The following is a 24069-nucleotide window of genomic DNA, read 5'->3' on the forward strand; positions in this document are numbered from 1 at the left end:
TTATTGCTTCTTGTAGATTTCCGCGCCGGATTTGATGAATTCAACGGCTTTCACTTCCATACCTTTTTTCAGCGCCTGTATCTCGGTGATGCCTTGCGCATTGGCATAGTCGCGCACCTCTTGCGTGATTTTCATGGAGCAGAAATGCGGGCCGCACATGGAGCAGAAATGGGCGACCTTGGCCGAATCTTTAGGCAGGGTTTCATCATGGAATTCGCGCGCCTTGTCGGGGTCGAGACCGATGTTGAACTGGTCTTCCCAGCGGAATTCAAAGCGCGCTTTGGACAGGGCATTGTCGCGTATCTGCGCACCAGGATGACCTTTGGCCAGATCAGCGGCGTGGGCAGCGATCTTGTAAGTGATAATGCCATCCTTGACGTCTACCTTGTTCGGCAAACCCAGATGCTCTTTCGGTGTCACGTAGCAAAGCATGGCCGTGCCGTACCAGCCTATTTGTGCTGCACCTATGCCAGAAGTAATATGGTCATAGCCAGGGGCGATGTCAGTCGTCAAAGGACCCAGGGTATAGAACGGTGCTTCATGGCATTGCTCCAGTTGCAGGTCCATGTTTTCTTTGATGAGGTGCATGGGCACATGACCAGGGCCTTCTATCATGACTTGTACATCATGCTTCCAGGCGATTTGTGTCAACTCACCCAGGGTTTTCAATTCGCCTAACTGTGCTTCATCATTGGCATCATAGATAGAGCCCGGACGCAGGCCATCGCCGAGGCTGAAGGACACGTCATAGGCTTTCATGATTTCGCAAATGTCTTCGAAATGCTCGTACAGGAAGCTTTCCTTGTGATGTGCCAAACACCATTTCGCCATGATGGAACCACCACGTGAAACGATGCCGGTCAAACGCTTGGCGGTCATTGGTACATATTGCAGGCGCACGCCAGCATGGATGGTGAAGTAATCGACGCCTTGCTCGGCTTGCTCAATCAGTGTGTCGCGGAAGATTTCCCAGGTCAGGTCTTCTGCCTTGCCATTCACTTTTTCCAGTGCCTGATAGATGGGCACGGTACCGATAGGCACGGGGGAATTACGGATGATCCATTCGCGGGTTTCGTGGATGTGCTTGCCAGTAGAAAGATCCATGACATTGTCGCCGCCCCAGCGTATTGCCCATGTCATTTTTTCGACTTCTTCGCCTATGGAAGAAGTGACTGCAGAATTGCCGATATTGGCATTGATCTTGACCATGAAATTACGGCCTATGATCATAGGTTCGATTTCAGGGTGATTGATATTCGCAGGGATAATCGCACGGCCACGGGCAATTTCTGAACGCACGAATTCTGGCGTGATTTCTGCAGGAATTGAAGCGCCAAAAGACTGACCAGGATGCTGGCGGCCCATGACTTCTGCCAGCTTGCTGCCCATGGGACCAGAGGCTTTCAGGTTTTCCAGATATTCTTTCCTGCGCAGGTTTTCGCGTATGGAAACAAATTCCATTTCGGGCGTGATGATGCCCTGGCGCGCGTAGTGCATTTGTGAGACATTCTTGCCTGCCAATGCACGGCGTGGCAGGCGCTTGAGGTTGAAGCGCAGCTCTGCGAGCTTGGGATCATGCAGACGGGCGATGCCGTATTCTGATGTAGGACCTGCCAGTTCTTCAGTATCATTGCGCTCGGCTATCCAGGCGCCGCGTACGGATGCCAGGCCAGAGCGGATATCGATTTTTACTTCCGGGTCGGTGTAAGGGCCGGATGTATCATAGACATAGATGGGCGGATTTTTTTCCGAACCAAACATGGCGGGTGTATCAGACTGCGTAATTTCGCGCATGGGGACGCGGATATCGGGGCGGCTGCCCTGTACATAGGTCTTGCGGGAATTCGGCAGTGGCTGAATGGCTGCCTCATCTACCGTGGCGGTAGCGGACAAGAATTGCGGGTTGGCGTTCATTTTGGCTCCTTTGCTTTGTTGGCATGGAGCCAGCAAAGGAGTTTCCAAAACAGGGGAGCGCGCAGATCAAGACATATTACAGGCGGCACCAATTTTGGCAGCTTCCCTTCGCTGGCATTATCCAGATCAGGTTCGAGGGTATTTCTCACCCGCCAACAAGATTGATGGCAGGACCCCTAGCATTTTTCTTGAGGTCCAGGAAACATCCTGAACCACGAAGACGGCAGATTATACGACTTTTTTTAAATTCTGGTACTTTATTTGATTCCGCTGGCCAGTTCAGCGTGCGGCATGGCTGGTGTGGCAGGAGGATGGGCTTCTGCCTGCCTGACTGGTCCATGTACCTCAGCCAATTCAACCATACCAGCCTTGATGGCAGCAGATAAATCATGGTCAAGCACAGGCAGTGCTTCTTCATAGGCAGTCAGTAATTTACTGACGCCATAGGCCCGGTTACGGCCATTGACCTTGCCGAGGTACAGGGCCATATCAGCAATTTGCAAGGCTTTTTCCCAATTGCAAATCGCCTCTGGCAAGCCGGAGAATGGCAGGCTGATGAAACCTGCTGTCAGGGTAACTGGCACTTCTGCACCATCGACTGTCATGCTTTCTTCACCTATGCTGCGCAGAATACGGTCAACCAGATTTTTCAACTGGGCGGGATTGGTGCGCGGTGAATAAATCAAGAATTCTTCGCCGCCCCAGCGCAAGACCATGTCACTGTCACGTACCGAGCCGCGCAGGCGACGGGCCACTTCAACCAGCACGGCATCACCAGCCGCATGTCCATAATTATCATTGATATTCTTGAAGTGATCGATATCCATGAGTATCAGGCAATCCGGATTTTCCAGTGCATCTTCGCGACGTTCGCCATCTGGCAAGATGACCCTGCTCTTCATCATATCGACAAAGGAACGGCGGTTGTACAAACCCGTGAGTGGGTCACGAACAGCATGGAATTCCAGTTGCTCATTGGCTTCACGCAGTTTTTCGTTGGTCTTGCGCACGCGCTGATACAGGAAGAAAATGACCGCCCCTATCATGACCATCAGCACACCGGCCAGCATGAGGATGACTTGCTGTAACTGCCGGTTTTTGATTTCGGCGTCTTTCAATTGATTTTCGCGTGCCAGCAATTCAATCTGCTTTTGCCTTTGCTGGGCATTGAATTGCTCCTGCAAAGTTGCTACCGCCCTGGCCCGGTCAGAGCGGAATAATTCATCGCTGAGCTTTTGCTGTTCGCGTACAGTTGCCAGTGCTTCCTTGTACATATCGGCAGCTTCAAACATATTGCCTATTTCACTGAGCAAATTCTCCACATCCGACTTGGAACCCGTCTCCATGAAAAATTTCTTGGCTTCATTGATGTACTCTATGCCCTGGGAAAATTTCTTTTGTCCTGCCAAAGAAAAACCTATATTAGCCTTGGCAATGGCGATGGAAAAAGGGTCTTTGACAGCCAGGGCTTTTTCCAGAGAAAAACGGGCAGCGCGCTCGGCTTCGGTGAATTTGCGCACATGCAGATAATAATCAGAGATATTACCCAAAGCCGTCGCTGCCACGGCCGGCATGCCAGCATCGGTAGCAATTTGCAAGACAGTCTTATACGCTTCAAAAGCTTCATCATGACGGCCAAGATCGATGAGCGCCAGGCCGCGTGTCATCTGCAAGGATGAAATAATCTTGGGTGATTCTGCCTTTGGCTGCATCGCCAAAGCTTCATTGGTGGTTTCCAGCGCCTTTTCTGCATTATGCATATTCAGGTACAACCTGGCGATGGATTCCATGCGGTATAGCTTGGCCTGCACACGACGACGCGGTATCTGGTCTGTCAGTTTCAGGGCTTCGAGAAAGTACGACAGGGATTTGTCGAAATTGCCTATCGCCAGTTGCACCATGCCAAAGGCAATATTCATCCGCATGAGGACTTCAGCGTTTTTTGTATCACGCAAGCTTTGCTGTATGTCATTGAGTTTGACCAGGGCCATGGCAAACTTGCCCTGATCCATCAATTGAAAGGCTTCGCCTATCAGGGCCAGACCTATCATGTCATTGTCATTGCGGGACTTTGCCAGTTGCATCAATTCTGCATTGGCGGCATCAGCTTCCTTGATCTTACCCGCGTCATACAGAATACCTATCAGGGTTTTCAAGACTTCTGCGCGCACCACATAATCGGCATCCTTGCCCAGCTTTTCCTTGTATTCCTGCAGTTGTTTCAGTGCTGCCGTATTGTCGCTATCAGACAGCGTGTGGATGGCTTCTATCTCGGAAAAATCAGGTTTGGTTTGTGCGCAGGCTGGCGCACTGCCCAGTGCAGCAAGGCCCAGCAAGCTGAAGCTGAGCAATCCCTGCGCCAGACTGCTTTTCCATCTGGAAGTGTGAAGCTGCGACATGCAAGCCCTCATAGCTCTGTCCTTGTCTCTCTCATTGGTGCTATGGCAAAACCGCCATAGTCCATCTTTTTTATTTGCCTTGCTGATCCAGAAATACACTGCCTGCCTGACTCAGGATTTCATCTTCCAGCTGCTGCGCCGGTATAGGTTTGCTCAAATAAAAACCTTGCAGGATGTCGCAGGATTTAGACCGCAAGAACTCAAGTTGTTCGCGGGTTTCCACTCCCTCGGCCACCACTTCCAGGCGCAAGCTATGGGCCAGTGCGATGATGCCGGTAACGATGGCAGCATCATCGGCATCACCGGGAATATCACGTACAAAGGAGCGATCAATCTTGATGATGTCGACGGGGAAGCGCTTCAAATACGACAGCGATGAATAACCCGTTCCAAAATCATCGATAGTGAGCCTGACACCCAGACTGCGCAAGCGGTCCAGCACCGCCAGGGTATCTTGCGCATGTTCCATCAGGGTGCTTTCGGTAATTTCGAGTTCCAGCATTTTTGCTGGCAAACCTGTGTCTATCAGCACCTGCTCTACCGTGCTGGCGAAATCTTTTTCGAGTAACTGGCTGACCGATAAATTCACCGCAACCCGTAAATGCCCCAGACCCTTATCCTTCCAGTTGCGCATTTGCGCGCAGGCGGTACGCAATACCCACTCGCCCAGCGCGATGATAAGGCCGGTTTCTTCTGCCATGGGGATGAATTCCAGCGGCGACACCATGCCGCGGGTAGGATGGAACCAGCGCACCAGGGCTTCCATGCCGATGATCTCACCATTATCCATGCGCGCCTGGGGCTGGTAAAACACTGCCAGCTCATTGCGCTCCAGCGCGCGGCGCAAATCATTTTCCAGACGCACGCGTTCAGAAATTGAATGCTCCATTGCTGCTTCAAAAAACTGGAAGTCAGTATTAGTTTTCTTCGCCCTGTACATGGCAGTATCGGCATGTTTGACCAGTGTACCGACGTCGGTGCCATCATTGGGATAAACAGAAATACCGATACTGGCAGTCACAAAAATATCATGACTGTCGATCTGGAAAGGCTTGGCCAGGGTGCGGCAAATATTTTGCGCAGCCGATGCAGCGGCGGCAGGATCTGCCAGTTCGCTCAGCACCACGGTAAATTCATCACCACCCAGACGTGCCACACAATCGGCATTGCGTACGCTGCGGCGTATGCGCTGGGCGACTGCAATCAGCAAGCGGTCACCAACGTCATGGCCCAGAGTGTCATTGACGTTCTTGAACCTGTCCAGATCAAGGAACAGCACGGCCACCGCCTCTACATTTTCCTTGGCAAGGGCCAGCCTGCGTCCCAGTTGATCAAGGAACTGTGTACGGTTTGGCAAACCCGTCAGCACATCATTGAAAGCCAGATGGCGTATGCGCTTCTCTGCCTGGTTGGCTTCGATGATACGGCGCACGCGTTGCGACAATACGGCAAAGTGGATGGGTTTGGGAATATAGTCGCAGGCACCTGCAGCAAAGGCTCGTTCTACCGAGCTATTGTCTTCAAGTGCAGTAATCATCAACACCGGTATGCTGCGGCCACGCGGCATTTCCTGTATCAGGCTGCAGGCTGTAAAACCATCCATGACGGGCATGACAGCATCCATGAGGATGACGTCGGGCCGCATGCGTTTGAGCATCAGCAGGGCTTGTGATCCATCGGCAGCTTCTTCGACTTTAAAGCCATCTCTTTGCAGGGTATGGCGCAAGGTGCTGCGGGTGCTGCGGTCATCATCGACTACCAATACCTTGGCCACCTGGCGACTATGGCTGACTGCTTCATGGTCTTCGAGGAAAATTTCATTACCCAGTTCAGTCGCGACTGCTTCATACGCCTGATGCAGGCTATTCAACAGCGGCGGGATTTCTGCCAGATGTCTTTCCAGCGCCAGTTGCTCGACTTCCTTGGCAAACTGCAAAAGATTGGTGGCACCAAGATTGCCGCTGCTGCCCTTGATGGAATGCGCCATGGCACGCACTACCTCGGCATCGCCCTGTTGCAAACCTTGGTTCAATTGCTCAAGATAGACAGGAGTATCTTCCAGGAACAGCGATACTGTCTGCTGCAAACCAGGGCCAAGTATGTCGCGCAATTTATCAAAGACTGCACGGTCCAGCGGATGACTATCCAATGCCTGCAAGTGTCCGTCTGCTGGCACCGCACGGCCAGCGGCTCCACCATGAGTCAGCCAGCGTTCCAGTTTCTGGCGCAACTCTACCAGGGTGATGGGCTTGGCCAGATAATCATCCATACCGATTGCCAGGCATTTTTCAGCATCGCCGCGCTGGGTATTGGCGGTCATGGCGACGATGGGCGTACGGCGGCCCAGGCCATCTTCATAACTGCGTATGCGCACGGTGGCTTCATAGCCATCCATTTCGGGCATGCTGCAATCCATCAGTATCAGGTCGTAGCGATTGCGCCGCGCCGCTTCTACTGCTTCCTTGCCATTGCCGGCAAACTCGCAATGGCAGGAAGACAGCGAGAGCATGCCTGCCGCCACCATCTGGTTGGTGCGATTGTCTTCAACCACCAGCACACGCCATTCTCCCTGATTGCCATGTCCGGGATGACGTGCCACTTCCGTTGCCCTTGCCTGCATGGGGGCAGGCAGTGTCGCTGCCGTTGATGTCTGCAAGTTGACCGTGGTAAGTAATAAATGACGCAGGGCTTCCAGCAGCCTGTCCATATGCACGGGCTTGCCCAGGCAGATGTCGGCAGACGAGGGATTACTTTCTCCGGTGCTACCATAGCGGTCAAGCGCGAGGGTGCGAATACCGCTATAGCGATGGTCATTGCGCAGACGTCTTGCGAGTTCTTCGCCATTGTCGTCCATGCTGCCCACATCCAGGATGACCAGTGAGTGCGGCGTGCCATCTCTGGCAGCCTGGTCCAGCAATATCAGGGCTTGCACGCCATCAGGGACAGCACGACACAGGATGCCGTGGCGCGACAGATTTTGCATGAGGAAATGACGCAGGATTTCGCTGGGGTCGACGATGAGGATACGCTCATCCTGCAAATCACTGCTGAGCAAGTCTGTTTTTTCTGCAGTATTTTCTGTCTTATTTTCGGCCTTATTTTCTGAAGCAACGGCACGACATTGCATGCTGAAATAAAAATTACTGCCCTGTTCAGGTATGCTGCTGACACCGATTTCACCATGCAAGAGCGCCACCAATTGCTTGCAAATCGCCAGCCCCAGACCAGTGCCACCATATTTGCGGGTGGTTGAACGGTCTGCCTGGGCGAAGGATTCAAACACGTTCGCCACCGCATCTGCCGACATGCCTATGCCGGTATCACTGACGTCAAAACGCAGTTTGAGCATACTGTCAGCCTGCTCATGATCAGCGTGCTGAGCCAGCACCACGCGTATAGCCACTTCACCGCGCTCGGTAAACTTGACGGCATTGCCAATCAGGTTGATGAGTATCTGGCGCAGGCGCAAAGGGTCGCTCTTGATACGCAGCGGCACGTCGTCGGCGATCAGATAAGCAAGTTCCAGACCTTTATGCTGGGCTTGCTTGGACAATAACTGCAGTACTTCTGCCAGCAGTTTATTGAGATCGAATTCAATTTCCTCGACTTCGACCTTGCCGGCTTCCATCTTGGAAAAATCCAGGATGTCATTGATCAGTTCTATCAAGGCCTGGGAGGAGTTCCAGGCCACATCCACGCACTCGCGCTGGTGTTTGGTCAGGCGCATTTCTTTCAGCATATCGAGCATGCCGACCACGCCATTCAAGGGTGTACGTACTTCATGGCTGACGGTGGCAGCAAACTGCGCTTTCATGATGGCGGTATGCAGCGCCTGGTCGCGCGACTGCTTGAGTTCTGACTCGCGCTCTTCCAGTACGGCCATCATCTGGTTGAAGGCATGCGCCATTTCTATGATGTCTTTTGAGCCATCGGGAGTAGCACGCATGCCGGATTCACCCGCCTCGGCCCTGCCCATGAGAGAAGACAATTGGTTCAGCGGACGTATCATCTGGCGTGACATCAGGCGTATCACAGCCAGCAGGATCAGCGCAAATGACAGGGTAATGCCGAGATTGCCAAACAATAAGGACATGACGAGTTTGTCCAGAGTAGTCTTGCCGACGACTACATGGACATAGCCCAGCAACTGTGGTTTGCTTTCCTGCACTTCAAAGGGGGAGGCTTCGGTTTCGCCACCAAACACGGGGGCGCTGAAACGCCAGTCCTGATCACTTTCGTTTTCAAGTCTGGCGCTGGACAAGTGTGCGCCAGGCTGGGTTTGCAGGCGTGGCAGATTAACCCCGGGCTTGCTTTGTGACAGCAATACTTTGTGTTCGGCATTGGCAATTTCAACTTGCAAGACATCGGGAAATGCCAGTGTGGTGGCCACGACTTCCCTGGCATTGTCAGCCGAGTGGTACAACAGCGCCAGGCGGCTTTGTCTTGCCAGGTTTTCAGCCACTTGCTGGCCCTGCACCACGAAGTAAGCACGCATACGGTGGCTGGCCTGCCATGAGTTCATGATGGAGGAAAACAGCGCCAATACCAGAATAGCCACAGTAATAATGACGGTCAATTGGCGGCTGAAACCAGTACGGCGAAAATAATTGCTGAAAAACTTCATGCTTGAACCAAATTTACTTAGCGCCATCTACCGGCAATACCGCAACGGCAAACAGCAATATGTCTCAAAATATTCAAGATCATGTAGTCATAGCTGAGCTATGCCTGCCATGCTTGGCTTGTATGCTTCTGCATATGCAGACCAGTTCAACTCCGGGCTGCAGCGCAATCATTCAAGGCTCAGGAAAAATCGAATCGAAACTTCGCTGGCTTTGATAATCAATGTTCAAACCTATATGACTGGCCGTGCGTAAATTCACGGCCACCAACACTTCACGCAATAAGGATACGCCGGATTTACGGCCTTCTCCGCTCAAGGCACTCTGCGCGGCCATGGCCAGACTGTGACCGAGTTCCAGATTATTCGGGTACAGGGCAAACAATGCGCCTTTTTTGGCATGCAGGAAACTACTGGAAAAGAAGGGGATGCCACGGCTCCAGGACTCACGCAAGACTAGCGGCAGGATACTGCCCTCTTCCACTGTCGTGGCGTCTTGTGGCAACCACAGGGCGTCACGCTTGTCAGCACTGGCAAAGGCAGCCTCGTACTGATGGGCTGCACTGGCCAGGTCCCTGGCTTCATAGGTCACAAGTTCCAGGCCTTGCTGTTTGGCGGCATCGCGGGCGAGTTTGATCAATGATTCATTATTTTTGGGGTCATACACGACGATGACTCTTTTGACATTTGGCAGCAGGCTTTTCAAACGTGAAAACAGTAAAACCGGATCTGGCATGAGGCTGACGCCTGTCATGCTGCGGCTTTCGCTTTCAGGAATATTCAGTACACCACCAACAACTACGGCAATTTCACGGTCCAGGCTATTTGCCAGCTTGACACCCTGTCGCCCCAGTGCAATGACCACCCTGACACCACTGCGTTTCAATTGCGCATTCAATTCACCAGCTTCAAGCTTTTGCCCGATAGCGATGCTGATCACGGGCAGGCGTGATTTATTTTCTATGCCTTCAATGATCTTGGCAAAGATGCTGCGGTATGGTTCGCCCATATCGGGATACAGCACGGCGAGGCTACCGCCACCACTGGCGTCCTGGCGCCTGGTCTGGCCTGCGGCATCAGCAAATACCAGGTATTCACCATACTGGCGGCCTATGCGTAAATCCTGCGCCATGGCAGGGGTTTGCACGCGTGGTGCCTGATTTTGCAACATGGCGAGATCAGCGATGCCCATTGCGCTGCGTGTTTGATAGGCTTGCTGAGCTTGTGCCGGATGCGCCTGCAACAAGCAGCAAAACAACATGAATACAAAGTAGCAGACGTGGAGAAACACTTCCCGCCTCTGGTCAGTTTTTTGACTAATACCATCAGCAGAGAGTCTGGATACAAGGGAGGAGCTGGTTCCCACCATCAAGTGTTTCATTCCTTCTTAGACTTTGGCTACCGGATGCCATGCACCCTGCAGTCTCAATTATTTTGCTTTGTTTTGCTCTTGCTTTATTTTTACTTTATTGACAGGCTTGCCATTGATTTTTCATGGCTTTCTTAATAACTGTATTCTGGCTTGCCCGGCTTCCTGATTTGCAAACGTGCCAATATCTCAGGAACGCGAAGCTTAGCCATCAACATTAACAGATTTACTTGAGCCCCCATATCAAAATCGCCGCATATCCTGATCCTTTATCAAAGCTACTCAAGACACTCTATTTTGAACATGACGCATTTTTACAACTTGTAGCCAAACTGCAGAAATACTGAGCGTCCACCCATGGCAATGTCATTTGGTAAATTCACAAAAGGTGTGCTGTAAAAGCTGGGCTCGCGCACATCGGCATTGAAGAGATTGCGCACCGACAAAGTCCAGTCCCAGCCGGCATATTTTCTATTGCTGCCTATCGTCAGGTCCAGGGTGGTGTAATCCTTGATCTTTGGACGAGGGTCTGCTGGTTCGCGCTGACGGTCAGCGACATGATTGACCTGTGCATTGAGCAGCAATCCTGCCGGGGTATGCCAGTCAGCACGCAGGTAGGCGTGGCGGCGCGGTGTCAGACCAGGGTCTTTTTGTGTTATATCGTCAATCGCACGCTGGTAAGCAATATTGCCTGACAGACGCAGGCTGCGGCTGGCATCCCAGCTGGCTTCCAGTTCAAGGCCACGGCCACTCTGACTGCCACCATTCTCATTCAAAAAACTATTGCTGACCCTGATGATGTCCGACATTTGATAGCGAAAGAGATTCAAGCCCAGTTGCAGACCTGGCTGCGGCTGCCAGCTCAGCGCCAGTTCAGTAGTACGCATTTTTTCTGCTTTCAGCGCCGGGTTGCCATTCACGACCGGGTTATTGATGACATACAGCTCTTCAAATGCAGGGGCACGAAAAGCGCTGCCATACAATAATTTGGCAGTCAGGTTGTAATCAACTTCCCATACCAGGGCCAGCCGGGGATTGGTAGTATTTCCAAAATCAGAATACTGGTCGCGCCGCAGGCCGGCAGTCAGGGTCCAGTCCTTGGCAAATTGCCATTCATCCTGCACATAGACATACTTTACTATGCGGCTATGCGGTCGTATGTATGGGACAGTGTCTGTAACATCTGTCAGATCAGAAAACGCACCAACATTGATGGGTGAATTATCAGGGTTGAAGTTCTTGGTTTCGCGTATCTTGTATAAGTCTTCTTTCGATACCCCCATGCCCAGTCGCACATGATGCTGGGCGAAACCACTGTAATGCAGGGTGGCATTGAGTCTTTCATGTCTTTCCCAGCGAAAGGGGCTGCCAATAAATCCGTCTTTAAAGGCACCACCAAAAGCGCCTGCAGGAAAGATGGAGACGCTGGCATTTTCATTGTAATAAGTAAAACTGCCATTCAACTCCAGGCCCCAGTCTTTGGCAAAATCCGGGTCTTTGTATTTCAAGTCACTGACAAAGCGGCGACTGCTGCCCCAGCCGCTGGGGTCCAGGGCCTGACCTATGCCAGGGCCGGTACCAATGTTTTCCCGATGCATGAAACCCAGATGCAGATTCCATTTTTCATAACTGAGTTCCAGATTGCCATCCGTAGCAGCACGGCCTAAATTTTGATAACCCGGTGCCAGAGAGGCATGGGTGCCAAATAATTGATCCAGCCCGCTTTGCGCATCGCGCTCCACCACAGCGTGCGGCCCCGCAGTGCGGCTATGTTGTAAAGACGCGGCAACATCAATATTGCCCCATTTGCCGCCATGTAAAACCCAGGCATCACGGCTGTTGAACGATCCCAGCCTGACACCAAAGCGCGTGCCGTCCTGCTCTTTGGCAGTTTTAGTGACTATATTGATCACTCCCGAAAAAGCATCTGCGCCATACAGGGCAGATCCCGGCCCACGAATAACTTCTATCCTGGCGATATTTTCCAGGGGCATGTCGGCAGAGATCAGACCGCGGTCACCAGTATAGGCATTGGTCACTGGTGTACCGTTGATAAGGAGCAGCACTTGTGGATTACTGAGTGCGCTGCGCACACCGCGTATAGTGTAAATGGCCAGATTCATGACTGTAGAGCGGCCTACGTGCAAGCCGGGTACGGTTTCCAGTATGCCGTCAAGACTGGTAGCGCCGGTTGCCTGGATGTCGGCAGCGGTAATGACCGTGGCTACAGCAGGTGCACGGCGCAAAGGCAGCGCCGAACCAGTGGCCACACTGATGACAGATTTATCACCATACACCAGGGCCAGATCGTCTTCATACTGAGGCTCATCCGCCCTCGCCAGCTGTGGCTGGGCCAGTAGCAGGAAGGCAAAATTCAGGGCATATACCGTAGTGATAAGACGTCTCATCATGTCCCCAGGGGTTTACAAACATATTAATCCAATCTTTCAGGCAACAACAGCAAGATGCATCAGGGCAATGGGGCATTTGTCACAATGCAGTCAGCTTCTGACAAGATTTAAAATATTTATTAACTTTAAAATAATTAAATGACAGGCCGCAGCAGGAAAAACCTCCTTCTGCACTTTCCTCATTTATAATCAAAGGTTTAGCAATCACCGCAGATCATATTATGGAATTAGCCAAGTCTTTTGAGCCCGCAGAAATCGAACAATCCTGGCGTGGCGAGTGGGAAAAACGTGGATATTTTGCCGCCACCATGGATGAAGGCAAACCCTCGTTCTCGATACAGCTGCCGCCGCCAAATGTGACAGGCACGCTGCACATGGGCCATGCCTTCAACCAGACCATCATGGATGGCCTGACGCGCTACTACCGCATGCGCGGTCACAATACGGCCTGGGTGCCGGGCACTGACCATGCCGGTATCGCCACGCAAATCGTGGTGGAACGCCAGCTGGATGCACAAAAGATTTCGCGCCATGATCTGGGCCGTGAAAAATTCCTGGAAAAAGTCTGGGAATGGAAAGAAAAATCCGGCTCCACCATCACCGGCCAGATGCGCCGCATGGGTGCCTCTGCCGACTGGGACCGTGAATATTTCACCATGGATGCCGAACGCTCGAAGAGCGTCACCGATGTCTTTGTCAAACTGGTAGAACAAGGCCTGATCTATCGCGGCAAGCGCCTAGTCAACTGGGATCCTGTTCTGGGTACTGCCGTATCTGACCTGGAAGTGGTATCGGAAGAAGAAGATGGCTCCATGTGGCATATCCGTTACCCGTTTGCAGATGGCTCCGGCCACCTGACGGTAGCGACGACACGCCCTGAAACCCTGCTGGGTGACGTGGCCGTGGCGGTAGACCCAACGGATGAACGTTATGTCCACCTGGTTGGCAAAATGCTCAAGCTGCCACTGACAGACCGCGAAATCCCGGTGATTGCCGATAGTTATGTCGACAAGGAATTTGGTACTGGCTGCGTGAAGATCACGCCTGCGCATGACTTGAACGATTATGCCGTTGGCCAGCGTCATAAACTGGAGATGATCTGCATTTTCACTCTGGATGCCAAAATCAATGAAAACGGCCCTGCCGTGTATCAAGGTATGGACCGTTTCGTCGCCCGCAAGCAAATCGTCGCTGACCTCGATGCGCAAGGTTTGCTGGAATCGGTAAAACCACACAAACTGATGGTGCCACGTGGCGACCGCACTAATGTGGTTATTGAACCCATGCTGACTGACCAGTGGTTCATGGCCATGAGCAAACCAGCACCGGACGGCACGCACTTCCCAGGCAAGTCCATCGCTGAAGTGGCACTGGAAAAAGTCGCTGATGGTGAAATCAAATTCATCCCGGAAAACTGGACCACCACTTACAACCAGTGGCTGACCAATATCCAGGACTGGTGTATCTCACGCCAATTGTGGTGGGGCCATCAGATCCCGGCATGGTATGGCGATAATGGCGAAATCTTTGTGGCGCATGATGAAGCTGGTGCCAAAGCCAAGGCAGTTGCCGCTGGTTACACCGGCGCATTGAAGCGTGATGATGATGTGCTCGATACCTGGTTCTCGTCTGCACTGGTGCCTTTCTCTACTATGGGCTGGCCGGAAGAAACACCGGATATCAAACATTTCCTGCCATCCTCGGTACTGGTTACTGGCTTTGACATCATTTTCTTCTGGGTAGCGCGCATGGTCATGATGACCACGCACTTCACCGGCAAGGTGCCTTTCAATACCGTGTATGTACACGGCCTGGTACGCGATTCCAGCGGCCAGAAAATGTCCAAGTCCAAAGGTAACACCCTGGACCCTATCGATCTCATCGACGGTATCAGTGTTGATGGACTGGTAGCGAAACGTACTGCTGGCCTGATGAACCCTAAACAGGCAGCCAGCATAGAAAAAGCCACGCGCAAGGAATTTGCCGATGGCATCCCGGCCTATGGTACAGACGCCTTGCGTTTCACCATGGCCAGCTATGCTTCACTGGGCCGCAATATCAATTTTGATCTGGGTCGTTGCGAAGGCTACCGCAATTTCTGCAATAAGCTGTGGAATGCAACCCGCTTCGTCTTGATGAATACCGAAGACAAGGATTGCGGTTTTGGTGCAGATGTCACGGCAGCAGATCTGGAATATTCGCAAGCTGACAAATGGATCATCTCTACCCTGCAACATGCAGAGGCAGAAATAGAAAAAGGCTTTGCTGATTACCGTTTCGACAATATCGCTTCTGCCATCTACAAGTTTGTCTGGGATGAATATTGCGACTGGTATCTGGAAGTAGCCAAGGTTCAGATACAGCATGGTACAGAAGCGCAACAGCGTGCGACCCGCCGCACTTTATTGCGCGTGCTGGAAGTGATCTTGCGCCTGGCTCATCCTATTATTCCTTTCGTTACCGAAGCCTTGTGGCAAACCGTGGCTCCGCTGGCAGGCAAGACTTTGAACCCGGCTGGCGACAGCATCATGATCCAGCCTTACCCGCTATTTGTCGCAGAAAACGTCGACACTGCAGCAGAAGCCTGGATGCAGGCACTGAAAGCCATGACCGACGCCTGCCGTAACCTGCGTGGTGAAATGCAATTGTCCCCTGCCAAGCGCGTGCCACTGTTGTTGCAGGCCGCGAACGCAGAAGACAAGGCCCGCCTGCAGTCTTTTGCCCCTTATCTGGAAGCACTGGCGAAACTGTCTGAGGTAGCTGTCGTTGATGCCCTGCCTGAATCACCGGCACCGGTATCTGTCGTTGGCGAATCGAAGCTGATGCTGAAAGTGGAAATCGACGTGGCAGCAGAACGTGCACGTATCAGCAAGGAAGTCGCCCGCCTGGAAGGTGAAATTACCAAGCTGGAGACCAAGCTGGGTAACGAAGGCTTTGTCGCCAAGGCACCTCCACAGGTCATCGCGGTTGAGAGAGAACGCCTGGCAAATTTCAAGGCCACTCTGCAAAAACTGCTGGAACAGTTAGGTAAGCTGCCACCAGCATAAGATGTTGCAATACCGTGGGTTAAAGTAGGTACTCTAAAAATATTGTACGTGGTGAAAATTTTGCCACGTACAATCAAATCACATAAATCAGAGACCTCAGTTTTTCTTTTGGAGACAGCATGAAAAAAACAGTTCCACTTGTGTTATCCGTACTATCCGCATTCATCGCATTCGCAGGTATGCCCTTGCTGGCACAGGCTGAAGAAAGCCCGGTCGGCCTCTGGAAAAGCATAGACGACAAATCAGGCAAGCCCAAGGCGCTGATACGCATCACCGAAACTGCTGGTGAATTGCAGGGCAAGATAGAAAAACTGTTTTTGGAAGCCGATGTCGCTGAAAAAAACCCGAAATGCGACAAATGTGAAGGCGTCAACAAAGACCAGCCCATCATAGGCATGACGATATTGTCTGGCCTGAAAAAAGACGGTGATGAATACACGGGCGGCAAAATCCTTGATCCAGGCAATGGCAAGCTGTACAGCAGCAAACTCAGCGTCATAGAAAACAACAAGAAGCTCAATGTGCGCGGTTATATAGGTGCACCTATGTTTGGCCGTACCCAGACCTGGGTGCGCGAGCAATAAGCGACTAAGGCATAAAACAAAACGATCAAAGGGAGCGAAAGCTCCCTTTATTGTTTGTAAACCTGTTGCAAGCGAGCGACTTGCCATAAACCAGAATAAAGCAGATGATTAGCTCTTGAATCCCTTATTTATGAGGCGGTGTCATGAAAAAAACCTGGACATCCTTGTTTGCACTTGCCCTGCTGATATTACATGGGCTTGCCCTGGCACAAAAGCCTGAGCCTCAACTCCTCAAAATTGCTACAGGCGAACTTCCCCCCTATGCCACCGAGAGCCGCGCCGACAAAGGCATAGCACTGAGCATCGTAAGGCGCGCCTTTGAACTGGAAGGCTACCGCGTAGAATTTACTTTTTTACCATGGTCCAGGGCACTGGCAGAAAGCCGCGCTGGCAAGTGGGATGGCACAGCTTACTGGGGTCATAAGCCAGAACATGATGCGAGTTTTTTCCTGAGCGACAATGTCATCACCGAGCAATGGGTGTTTGTCTACCGCAATGCCCTGGATTTCAAATGGCAGCAACTGACTGACCTGCGGCCATATCGTATCGCCATGATACAAGACTATACCTATACGCCAGAAATCTGGGCCATGGCCAACAAGGCTGAACTGAAAGTGGAGAAACTGCCCAATGATATGGCGGCCCTGCGCCTCTTGTTATTAAAGCGCGTAGACGTCGCCCCTATGGAAAGAAATGTCACCTGCGATTTGCTGGCCCGCAATTTCTCTCCTGGTGATGCAGCGCAATTGTCTGCCCACCCAAAACTGATGACAGATAGTTTTACTACTCACCTCATGATGTCACGGGGTTTGCCAAGCAGCGCTGGCCGGGTTGCTGCCTTTAATGCTGGTTTGAAAAAATTGCGTGCATCTGGTGAATATCAAAAATTGTCGTCGCAGGTAAATTGCCCGCAAGGCTGGTCAGACGTCGCAAAAACTGCGCACTGACTCACTTAAGCACATTAAGCACACTTAAACGTACTCAACTTATAGCGATTGTCCGTCTGTGTCTTCATGACCAGGCGCACACAGGGGCAATTGCATGATGAAGCTGCTACCCACTTCCGGCTCGCTTTCTACGCGTATGCTGCCACCCAGCACATCGCTGACCAGGTTGTAGACGATATTCAGTCCCAGGCCACTGCCGCCCTGCCCCAGCTTGGTGGTAAAGAAGGGGTCAAAGATGCGCCCCAGATTGGCTTCGGCTATCCCTATGCCATTGTCATTGACACTCAGTTCAACCGTGGCTGGCTGCGTGTCAAGCAACCGCGCCCGGATATCAATGATGCCATTTTCACGACCGTCAAAGCCGTGCAAGATCGCATTATTGATAAGATTGCTGATAATCTGTCCCAGTAATCCTGGGTAGGCATCCATGCGTATTTCAGGCGGGATGTCCATGCGTATGTCATGCACATTACGCTTGATGCTGGCACCTATGGTCAGCAGGGTTTCCCTGATCACTTCATCAAGCAGGAAAACGCGGCGCTGGGCACTGGTCCTGTCCACCGCCACACGCTTGAAGCTGCCTATCAGCTCGGCCGCACTATGCAGGTTACGCAAGAGGATATCGCTGGCCTGCAAATTATTTTCCACATAATTCTGCAAGGCGATACGGGTGACCCCCAGTGTCATTTTTTTATTGAATTCACGGCTCAGATCATGAATTGTGCTGGCCACGGTGACAGAGTTACCTATCGGCGTATTGAGTTCATGGGCAACACCTGCCACCAGTGACCCCAGTGCGGCAAGCCTGTCACTGCGCTGGATTTCAGCATGGGCTGTATTGAGATCATCGAGAGCGGTACGCAACTCCTGATTCGAAGAGTTTAATTGCCTGGTACGGTCTTCTACCCGTTGCTCCAGCGTGGCATTGTGGCTGGCTTGCTCATGCATCAGCTCACCCAGACGCAAGCGCATGGAATCCACACCCCGTGCCAGGCTGCCAAGCTCATCTGGCCTGGCGACACTGACCGCATCAGCCAGTTGCCCTTCTCCCAATCTATCCACATCACGCTGTAATTGTTGCAAAGGCCGCATCATGCGCCTCTGGAACAAGAGCCATAACAGGAAAAATGAGATCAGCAATTGCACCAGAATGGCAGCCCCGCCCTTAAGGAATTTCCTGAAAAATTCCTGCTCCATCAAATGACTGCTCATTTCTATGGTGACACGCCCGATGACACTACCATCCTTGCGGATATCGCGGGTTTCGCTGAGCAAGCCACGTTTTTCCACATTGGCCTGTTCGGCATGGACAAAGCGACCGAGGGCTGCATCTTCAACAACAATGCGTACAACATCGGGATTGAGCATGACGGAATTGACGAAGCTTTGCGCACTGCTGGCATCGACTTGCCACAATGGCACGGGCATGGTCTGCTCCAGCATACTGGCATATTGTTTGAGCGGGCCACGTACGCGGACTTCAAATTCACGTTCATAACTGTCGCGGGCCAGCATGGTGCCCAGGAGGATGGCAGGAATAAGGATACCCAGACCTATACCCAGCACAATCGCATTGCGCAAAGACAGTGTTCCCGTTCGCCCACGGGCTGTCTGATCTGGAGAAACTGGATGAGGTGAGTGCTTGCTGAGCATCCTTGCAGTCAGTCCCGGTGTTAGCCAAAAGCCATAACGGCAGAATTTGTCCAGACCATGGTCCAGACCTGATTGATTTACAAAGAAGCAGCAGCCTCAGTCTCAATGGCAAATACCTGAAGGTACTCCGCGTTGCTCAAATATTCTACCTGAAATTGATTATGCCTTCTTTGATTAGCATTTCACTGTGGCAAATCTGAAATCCGGCCGCTAGTCTCTCCTTAGCTTGATGCAGATCACGGATGGCTAACTTTATAAGCTTAATATGAATAGAAGAAAAATTTTTCTTCTATTGTCAAAGGAGCATCCATGCAAGTAGACCACCATCCTCTTTCCACCGAATTCCCTGAATTTAAACAAGCCATACATGAGCTTAAGGCTGACAATGCCCATTTCGCCAAGCTGTTTGCAGAATATGATGAAACAGATAAAGCCATTAATCGCGCAGAAAATGGCGCGGAACATTTAGGTGATGTGGCACTGGAGGGCTTGAAGAAATTGCGCCTCAGTCTGAAAGACCAGTTATTCCATATTTTGCAGAGTAGTGCCGTGGCCTGATTGATGCAACTGCCGTTCTGAAAATCGCCGGACTTAGTTCCGGCGTTTTGCCCTGAAGACTTGCTGGTCTTCATAAAAAGCAGTGTCCTGTTGGTGCCACCAGCCTGGTAAACCAAGCACGGGCAAAGGTGTGTAATTTGCGGTTGTCAAAGTCTGGCTGGCAAGTTGTTGCGCCACCATAGCGTCAACATATGCACGTCTGGCAATTGCATCCCATGTGAAATACGCTGGTTCCACCATCACTACCCAGGTATGCGCTGTGATTGCCTTATACGGCTGAACCAGTTTTTCCATCAGGGCATGGCCAAAGCACCAGACTTCAGCACAGCGCCCAAATTTATCTGCCTGCAAAACGAAGGCATCTTGCCATGCATGTGCGCGCAAGGCAGCGATAAGGTCTGCCCCTTCAGTGGTATCAGCAAGCACCAGCAAAGCAGCATTCTCGTCAAAAATAGTCGCTGCGTCACGAGCAGGGCCACGTGACTTCCCTATACCCAGACTTGCAATCTGCGCCGCCTGCAAGGCATTTAACTGACGTTTGATGGCTGGAAAAGTCAGCCATACCAGGGCATTGAAAAAATCATGCAGATTCTCACGCGTGGGCACCAGTCCAGTAGCGCTGATATGCGCTTCATAAGCCTCACCCTCTGGCAGTTCTTCCTGTGTGATAAAGCGTAGCGGCAAGTCACGATGATTGCTCAGCCCTGCCTGCACAGCACACAGATTGAGTTGCGCGCGCCAGTCATCTGCCGCGAGCAAGCCTTGGGCCTGCTCGCGCACGGCGGCAAACCAGGCTTGCGGCCAGTCTATGCCATCAAAAAAGCGTGGTGTCATGGAAATGCAGACAATATTCAGGCAGCGCGCATTTTCCAGTGCAGGGTTTCACCACTGTTCAGCGGCACGATACTGGTATCGGCAAATGGTAATTCTGCCGGCATTTGCCAGTCTTCGCGCACCAGCGTAATGCTGTCTCTATTGCGTGGCAATTGATAAAAGTCAGGGCCATTGAAACTCGCAAAGGCTTCCAACTGATCAAGTGCACCAGCCTGATCAAAAGCTTGTGCATACAATTCCATCGCGTGCAGGGCGGTGTAGCAACCGGCGCAACCGCAGGCATGTTCTTTCAACCCCTTGGCATGCGGCGCAGAATCAGTGCCCAGGAAAAAACGCTTGCTGCCCGATGTCGCCGCCTTTACCAGCGCCTGGCGATGGGTTTCACGTTTCAATACTGGCAGGCAGTAATAATGCGGGCGTATGCCACCTTTGAAAATCTCATTACGGTTATACAGCAAATGATGGGCAGTAATCGTCGCCGCTATCGGGCCGCCGGATTCTGCCACATAGGCAGCAGCATCACTGGTGGTGATATGTTCAAACACCACTTTCAATTCTGGCATGTCCTTGCGCAGCGGTTGCATGACGCGGTCGATGAACACGGCTTCACGGTCAAACAAATCGATCTCGGCATCGGTCACTTCACCATGCACCAGGAAGGGCATGCCAACTTCCTGCATGGTTTCCAGGGTCTTGTAGCAATTCTTAAGGTCAGTCACACCCGCATCAGAATTGGTGGTGGCACCAGCCGGATACAGTTTCACGGCATGTACAAAGCCACTGTCCTTGGCACGGCGAATTTCATCTGGTGGCGTGTTATTGGTCAGGTACAGGGTCATCAGCGGCTCAAAGTTCATGCCTGCTGGCAGGGCAGCAAGTATACGTTCGCGATAAGCAGCGGCCTGCTCTGTCGTTGTGACTGGCGGTTTCAGGTTGGGCATGATGATGGCGCGGGCAAACTGCGCTGCCGTATGTGGCAACACGCTGGCCAGTGCTGCGCCATCGCGCACATGCAAATGCCAGTCATCTGGACGGGTGATGGTGATTTGTTGCGGGTAAATATTGGCAGTAGAGGCAGTCATGATAGCTCGCAGTGACGGAATACTGGCATTTTACCTTTTCCACCCGTCTTAAGCACCCTTGCCAGTACAGGTCAGGGACATATCATTGGCTTAAGCGTCTGGAAAAATACTTAAAGAACTACAAATTTTCAAGACCATGTTTTCTTAATGACATGCAGGAACGGTGTCAAACTTGCCACCAAAACGCTGCAATGCCATGACACGCATGATCAATGCCTGTTCGGGCAGGATATCCAGCGCATTTTGTGGTGAAGTCCCTTGCGTCATCAACAAAGCCTTGTCTTGCGTATGCGCCAGACCGAGGACATGGCCTAGCTCATGCCCCAATGGCTTCCCCATCATGAAGTAGGGATTGGCATGCTTGTCCTGCCTATTCATCAGCACGTCGTTGAATACCGCTTTGCCTGCTGGCAAATTACCAAATGCATCGGCAATTTTGCCTGCCGGATTGGGCATGGCAGAAGCAAAAATCACGGTCAACTGATGGCGATTTCCAGTCCATGCTGGCAGCTCGTTAGCTGGGCGAAATTTGAAATTGAAACTAATGCTTGCCTGCTGGTAGTAGCGGTTGACGAGCGCCATATAGGCTGGCAGTTGCTCAGGTCTATTCCAAATGGCAGAGTCTTTGAAAAACACGTCCACATCGACCACTATGGTTTTCTTGCTTTCTGCATCAGCACAAATTGCCGCATGCAAAGCACAGTCTGGTTGCTGCTCGGGAAAAATTTTTAATGCACGCGGCAAATCTGTAACCTGCAGATGCGACCAGTCCCGTGCTTGCCATTGATATTCATCAGGTAGTAATTTTCTGCATTTTTTTGCATCAACTTCCCTTTTGCTCTCAGCGCCATAAACTGGTGCAACTACCAGCGCCAGGCAGGCAAGTATGAAGCAGACGAAAGACTGCATCACTGAAGCAAATGAAGAAGGGAGTAAATGCATGAGAAATCGCTGAACGGCGGTGCTGTGATTGTGATGCTTCACATGCAAATACGCAGCAATTTTATTGTATCTGTGTATGGTGACTTCAGTTACAAACAAGCCCGGCACTTTGCAGTGCCGGGCTTGTTTGATTTTATCACTTTACAGGAGGATTACCCTCCTGCTAATACCAACCGAATTAAGCGATGAAGTCGCCAGCGACGATGGAACCTGCGCCAGTGAGTTTAACGATAAAGTCAGTTGCGTCAACTGTACCTACAGTGCCACCGATGTTTTGGAAAGCATATGTACCAGCTGCTGTACCTGCGGCTACAGTGATAACGTAAGCCTGAGTATTCGCTGCCAGAGCCGCGCCAGCTGCAGATGCTGCTGTAGCGATTGCTGCTGCCAGAGTTGCTGTATCAGCAGTAGCGATGGACAACAGGTTCAATGTTGTTGCTGCTGTGCCAGTTTTGAACACGTCAGCGCCTGCAACTTTGAAGTTTGCCACTGTATCGATATTGGCCAGAACAGAACCAGTAGCAATAGTATCAGCACCAGTTGCAGTTGTAGACAGGTTGATTGTATCCACACCAGAACCACCAGTGATCGTTGTGTTACCAGTACCAGCACCCAGAATGTTCAGAGTCTGACCACCTGTGCCCAGAACAACGTTATTGATGTCAGTAGCAGCAGACTTGGTGAAGTTCAAAACCACGCCAGCACCGTTTTCATTTGTCACTGTCCATGCAGCTGTAGTACCACCAGTTACATTGATAGTTTCGATGCCAGTTGTTTTTGTGCTCAAGTTGATTGCTGCTGTTACTGCACCAACATTCAGAACATCAATACCCAGGCCACCGTTGATAGTAGCGATGGAAGCATTGTAGATTGCTTCGCTGATGTTCAGAGTGTCATTACCAGTGCCGCCAACTACGGAAACTGCACCTGCAGCTGCAGTGAATGTGTTCACACCGTTAGCCAGGTTGTAGTTTTCGATTGCTGCGTTACCTGCAACTGTACCTGCTGTTGTGAATGTCAGTGTTTCTGCACCAGCAGCTGTTACTGTACCTGTGAAGGCTGCATATTGAGCAGCTGTCAGCGTTACAGAAGAGTTGTTAGCCAGAGTCAGTTGTTCGAAACCAGTGATGTTCGCACCAGCGATGTTAGTACCGTTTATCAAAGACAATGTATCTGTTGTACCTGCACCTGCACTGAAAGTACCTGTGTAGCTCAACGCGCCCAGTGTCAGTGTGTTAGTACCTGTACCCAGATTCACATTACCAGCTGTGAAGGAAGCACCTGCACCTGTCAGGTTAACACTGTCATCACCTGTGCCGCCATTAACTGTAGTAATACCAGTTGTAGCTGCACCGAAAGTAATGGCGTTAGTTGCGTTTGCCAGGTTCAGAGTCTTGATGTTGGTGATAGTACCGCCAGTTGTGCCGTCGCCAATCGCAAGAGTAGCTGCACCAGTCAGAGTGATGACATCTGTGTCAGCAGCATTACCGTTGACAGTTGTGCCACTCAAAGTAGCAGCCAGACCTGTGAAGTTGTCGTTCACGTTCAATGTGCTATTGAATGTTTGGCCAGCTACCAGTGCTGTTGGGGACAATGCTGTACCGCCACCATTGACTGGGTTAGTACCAACTACACCTGTTGTTACTGTTGCGCCACCAGACAGGGACACTGCATTGGATGTTGTCGTGTTGTTCACGCCACCACCAGT

At 51.6% G+C, this 24069-nt stretch carries 15 protein-coding genes and 1 riboswitch; of the genes, 5 read left to right on the forward strand and 10 right to left on the reverse strand.

What is annotated here, in order from left to right; all coding sequences use genetic code 11:
* From thiC to DFR42_RS27300, 4 genes are all read right to left on the reverse strand, one after another.
* Nucleotides 1-1914: a phosphomethylpyrimidine synthase ThiC gene (gene thiC, locus DFR42_RS27285; RefSeq protein ID WP_110258237.1), complete on the reverse strand. Its 1914-nt coding sequence runs from the start codon at nucleotides 1912-1914 to the stop codon at nucleotides 1-3.
* Between the two features lie 86 nt (nucleotides 1915-2000).
* Nucleotides 2001-2102, reverse strand: a riboswitch (TPP riboswitch).
* A gap of 69 nt (nucleotides 2103-2171) precedes the next feature.
* Entirely contained in the window at nucleotides 2172-4313 is a 2142-nt protein-coding gene (locus DFR42_RS27290) for a tetratricopeptide repeat-containing diguanylate cyclase (RefSeq protein WP_170133717.1), read from the reverse strand.
* 70 nt (nucleotides 4314-4383) lie between these two features.
* Nucleotides 4384-8937, reverse strand: a complete 4554-nt coding sequence (locus DFR42_RS27295; RefSeq protein ID WP_245937110.1) for an EAL domain-containing protein — start codon at nucleotides 8935-8937, stop codon at nucleotides 4384-4386.
* Nucleotides 8938-9109: 172 nt separating this feature from the next.
* On the reverse strand, nucleotides 9110-10126 hold the full coding sequence (locus DFR42_RS27300; RefSeq protein WP_245937111.1) for an ABC transporter substrate binding protein: 1017 nt from the start codon (nucleotides 10124-10126) through the stop codon (nucleotides 9110-9112).
* Nucleotides 10127-10165: 39 nt separating this feature from the next.
* On the opposite strand from DFR42_RS27300, the gene DFR42_RS29045 reads away from it, so the two are divergent.
* Nucleotides 10166-10441 (forward strand): hypothetical protein, encoded by a 276-nt coding sequence (locus tag DFR42_RS29045; RefSeq protein ID WP_146218986.1) that lies wholly within the window; start codon nucleotides 10166-10168, stop codon nucleotides 10439-10441.
* 176 nt (nucleotides 10442-10617) lie between these two features.
* Here DFR42_RS29045 and DFR42_RS27305 read toward each other — a convergent pair whose 3' ends face one another.
* Nucleotides 10618-12711, reverse strand: a complete 2094-nt coding sequence (locus DFR42_RS27305; protein WP_110258239.1) for a TonB-dependent receptor plug domain-containing protein — start codon at nucleotides 12709-12711, stop codon at nucleotides 10618-10620.
* Nucleotides 12712-12935: 224 nt separating this feature from the next.
* On the opposite strand from DFR42_RS27305, the gene DFR42_RS27310 reads away from it, so the two are divergent.
* From DFR42_RS27310 to DFR42_RS27320, 3 genes are all read left to right on the forward strand, one after another.
* The gene (locus DFR42_RS27310) at nucleotides 12936-15761 is read left to right on the forward strand and encodes a valine--tRNA ligase (RefSeq protein ID WP_110258240.1); all 2826 of its coding nucleotides are present in this window, start codon (nucleotides 12936-12938) and stop codon (nucleotides 15759-15761) included.
* Between the two features lie 119 nt (nucleotides 15762-15880).
* On the forward strand, nucleotides 15881-16345 hold the full coding sequence (locus DFR42_RS27315) for a DUF2147 domain-containing protein (RefSeq protein ID WP_110258241.1): 465 nt from the start codon (nucleotides 15881-15883) through the stop codon (nucleotides 16343-16345).
* A gap of 143 nt (nucleotides 16346-16488) precedes the next feature.
* On the forward strand, nucleotides 16489-17292 hold the full coding sequence (locus DFR42_RS27320; protein ID WP_110258242.1) for a substrate-binding periplasmic protein: 804 nt from the start codon (nucleotides 16489-16491) through the stop codon (nucleotides 17290-17292).
* A 39-nt stretch (nucleotides 17293-17331) separates the two neighbouring features.
* Here the strand turns inward: DFR42_RS27320 and DFR42_RS27325 are convergent, their stop codons facing one another.
* Nucleotides 17332-18945, reverse strand: a complete 1614-nt coding sequence (locus DFR42_RS27325) for a sensor histidine kinase (RefSeq protein ID WP_110258243.1) — start codon at nucleotides 18943-18945, stop codon at nucleotides 17332-17334.
* Between the two features lie 309 nt (nucleotides 18946-19254).
* On the opposite strand from DFR42_RS27325, the gene DFR42_RS27335 reads away from it, so the two are divergent.
* Entirely contained in the window at nucleotides 19255-19503 is a 249-nt protein-coding gene (locus DFR42_RS27335) for an HP1242/YdcH family protein (RefSeq protein ID WP_110258245.1), read from the forward strand.
* A gap of 33 nt (nucleotides 19504-19536) precedes the next feature.
* Here the strand turns inward: DFR42_RS27335 and DFR42_RS27340 are convergent, their stop codons facing one another.
* The 4 genes from DFR42_RS27340 to DFR42_RS27360 form a co-directional block, all read right to left on the reverse strand.
* Complete coding sequence (locus DFR42_RS27340; protein WP_110258246.1) at nucleotides 19537-20337, reverse strand: DUF3025 domain-containing protein; 801 nt, start codon at nucleotides 20335-20337, stop codon at nucleotides 19537-19539.
* Nucleotides 20338-20354: 17 nt separating this feature from the next.
* Nucleotides 20355-21419: a dihydroorotase gene (pyrC, locus tag DFR42_RS27345; RefSeq protein WP_110258247.1), complete on the reverse strand. Its 1065-nt coding sequence runs from the start codon at nucleotides 21417-21419 to the stop codon at nucleotides 20355-20357.
* Nucleotides 21420-21563: 144 nt separating this feature from the next.
* Entirely contained in the window at nucleotides 21564-22361 is a 798-nt protein-coding gene (locus DFR42_RS27350) for a hypothetical protein (RefSeq protein ID WP_110258248.1), read from the reverse strand.
* A 178-nt stretch (nucleotides 22362-22539) separates the two neighbouring features.
* Nucleotides 22540-24069: beta strand repeat-containing protein (locus DFR42_RS27360; RefSeq protein ID WP_425450913.1), on the reverse strand; the 1530-nt coding region annotated here is incomplete at its 5' end.

Origin of the sequence: Undibacterium pigrum, from assembly GCF_003201815.1 — a bacterium.
Lineage (GTDB): Bacteria > Pseudomonadota > Gammaproteobacteria > Burkholderiales > Burkholderiaceae_D > Undibacterium > Undibacterium pigrum.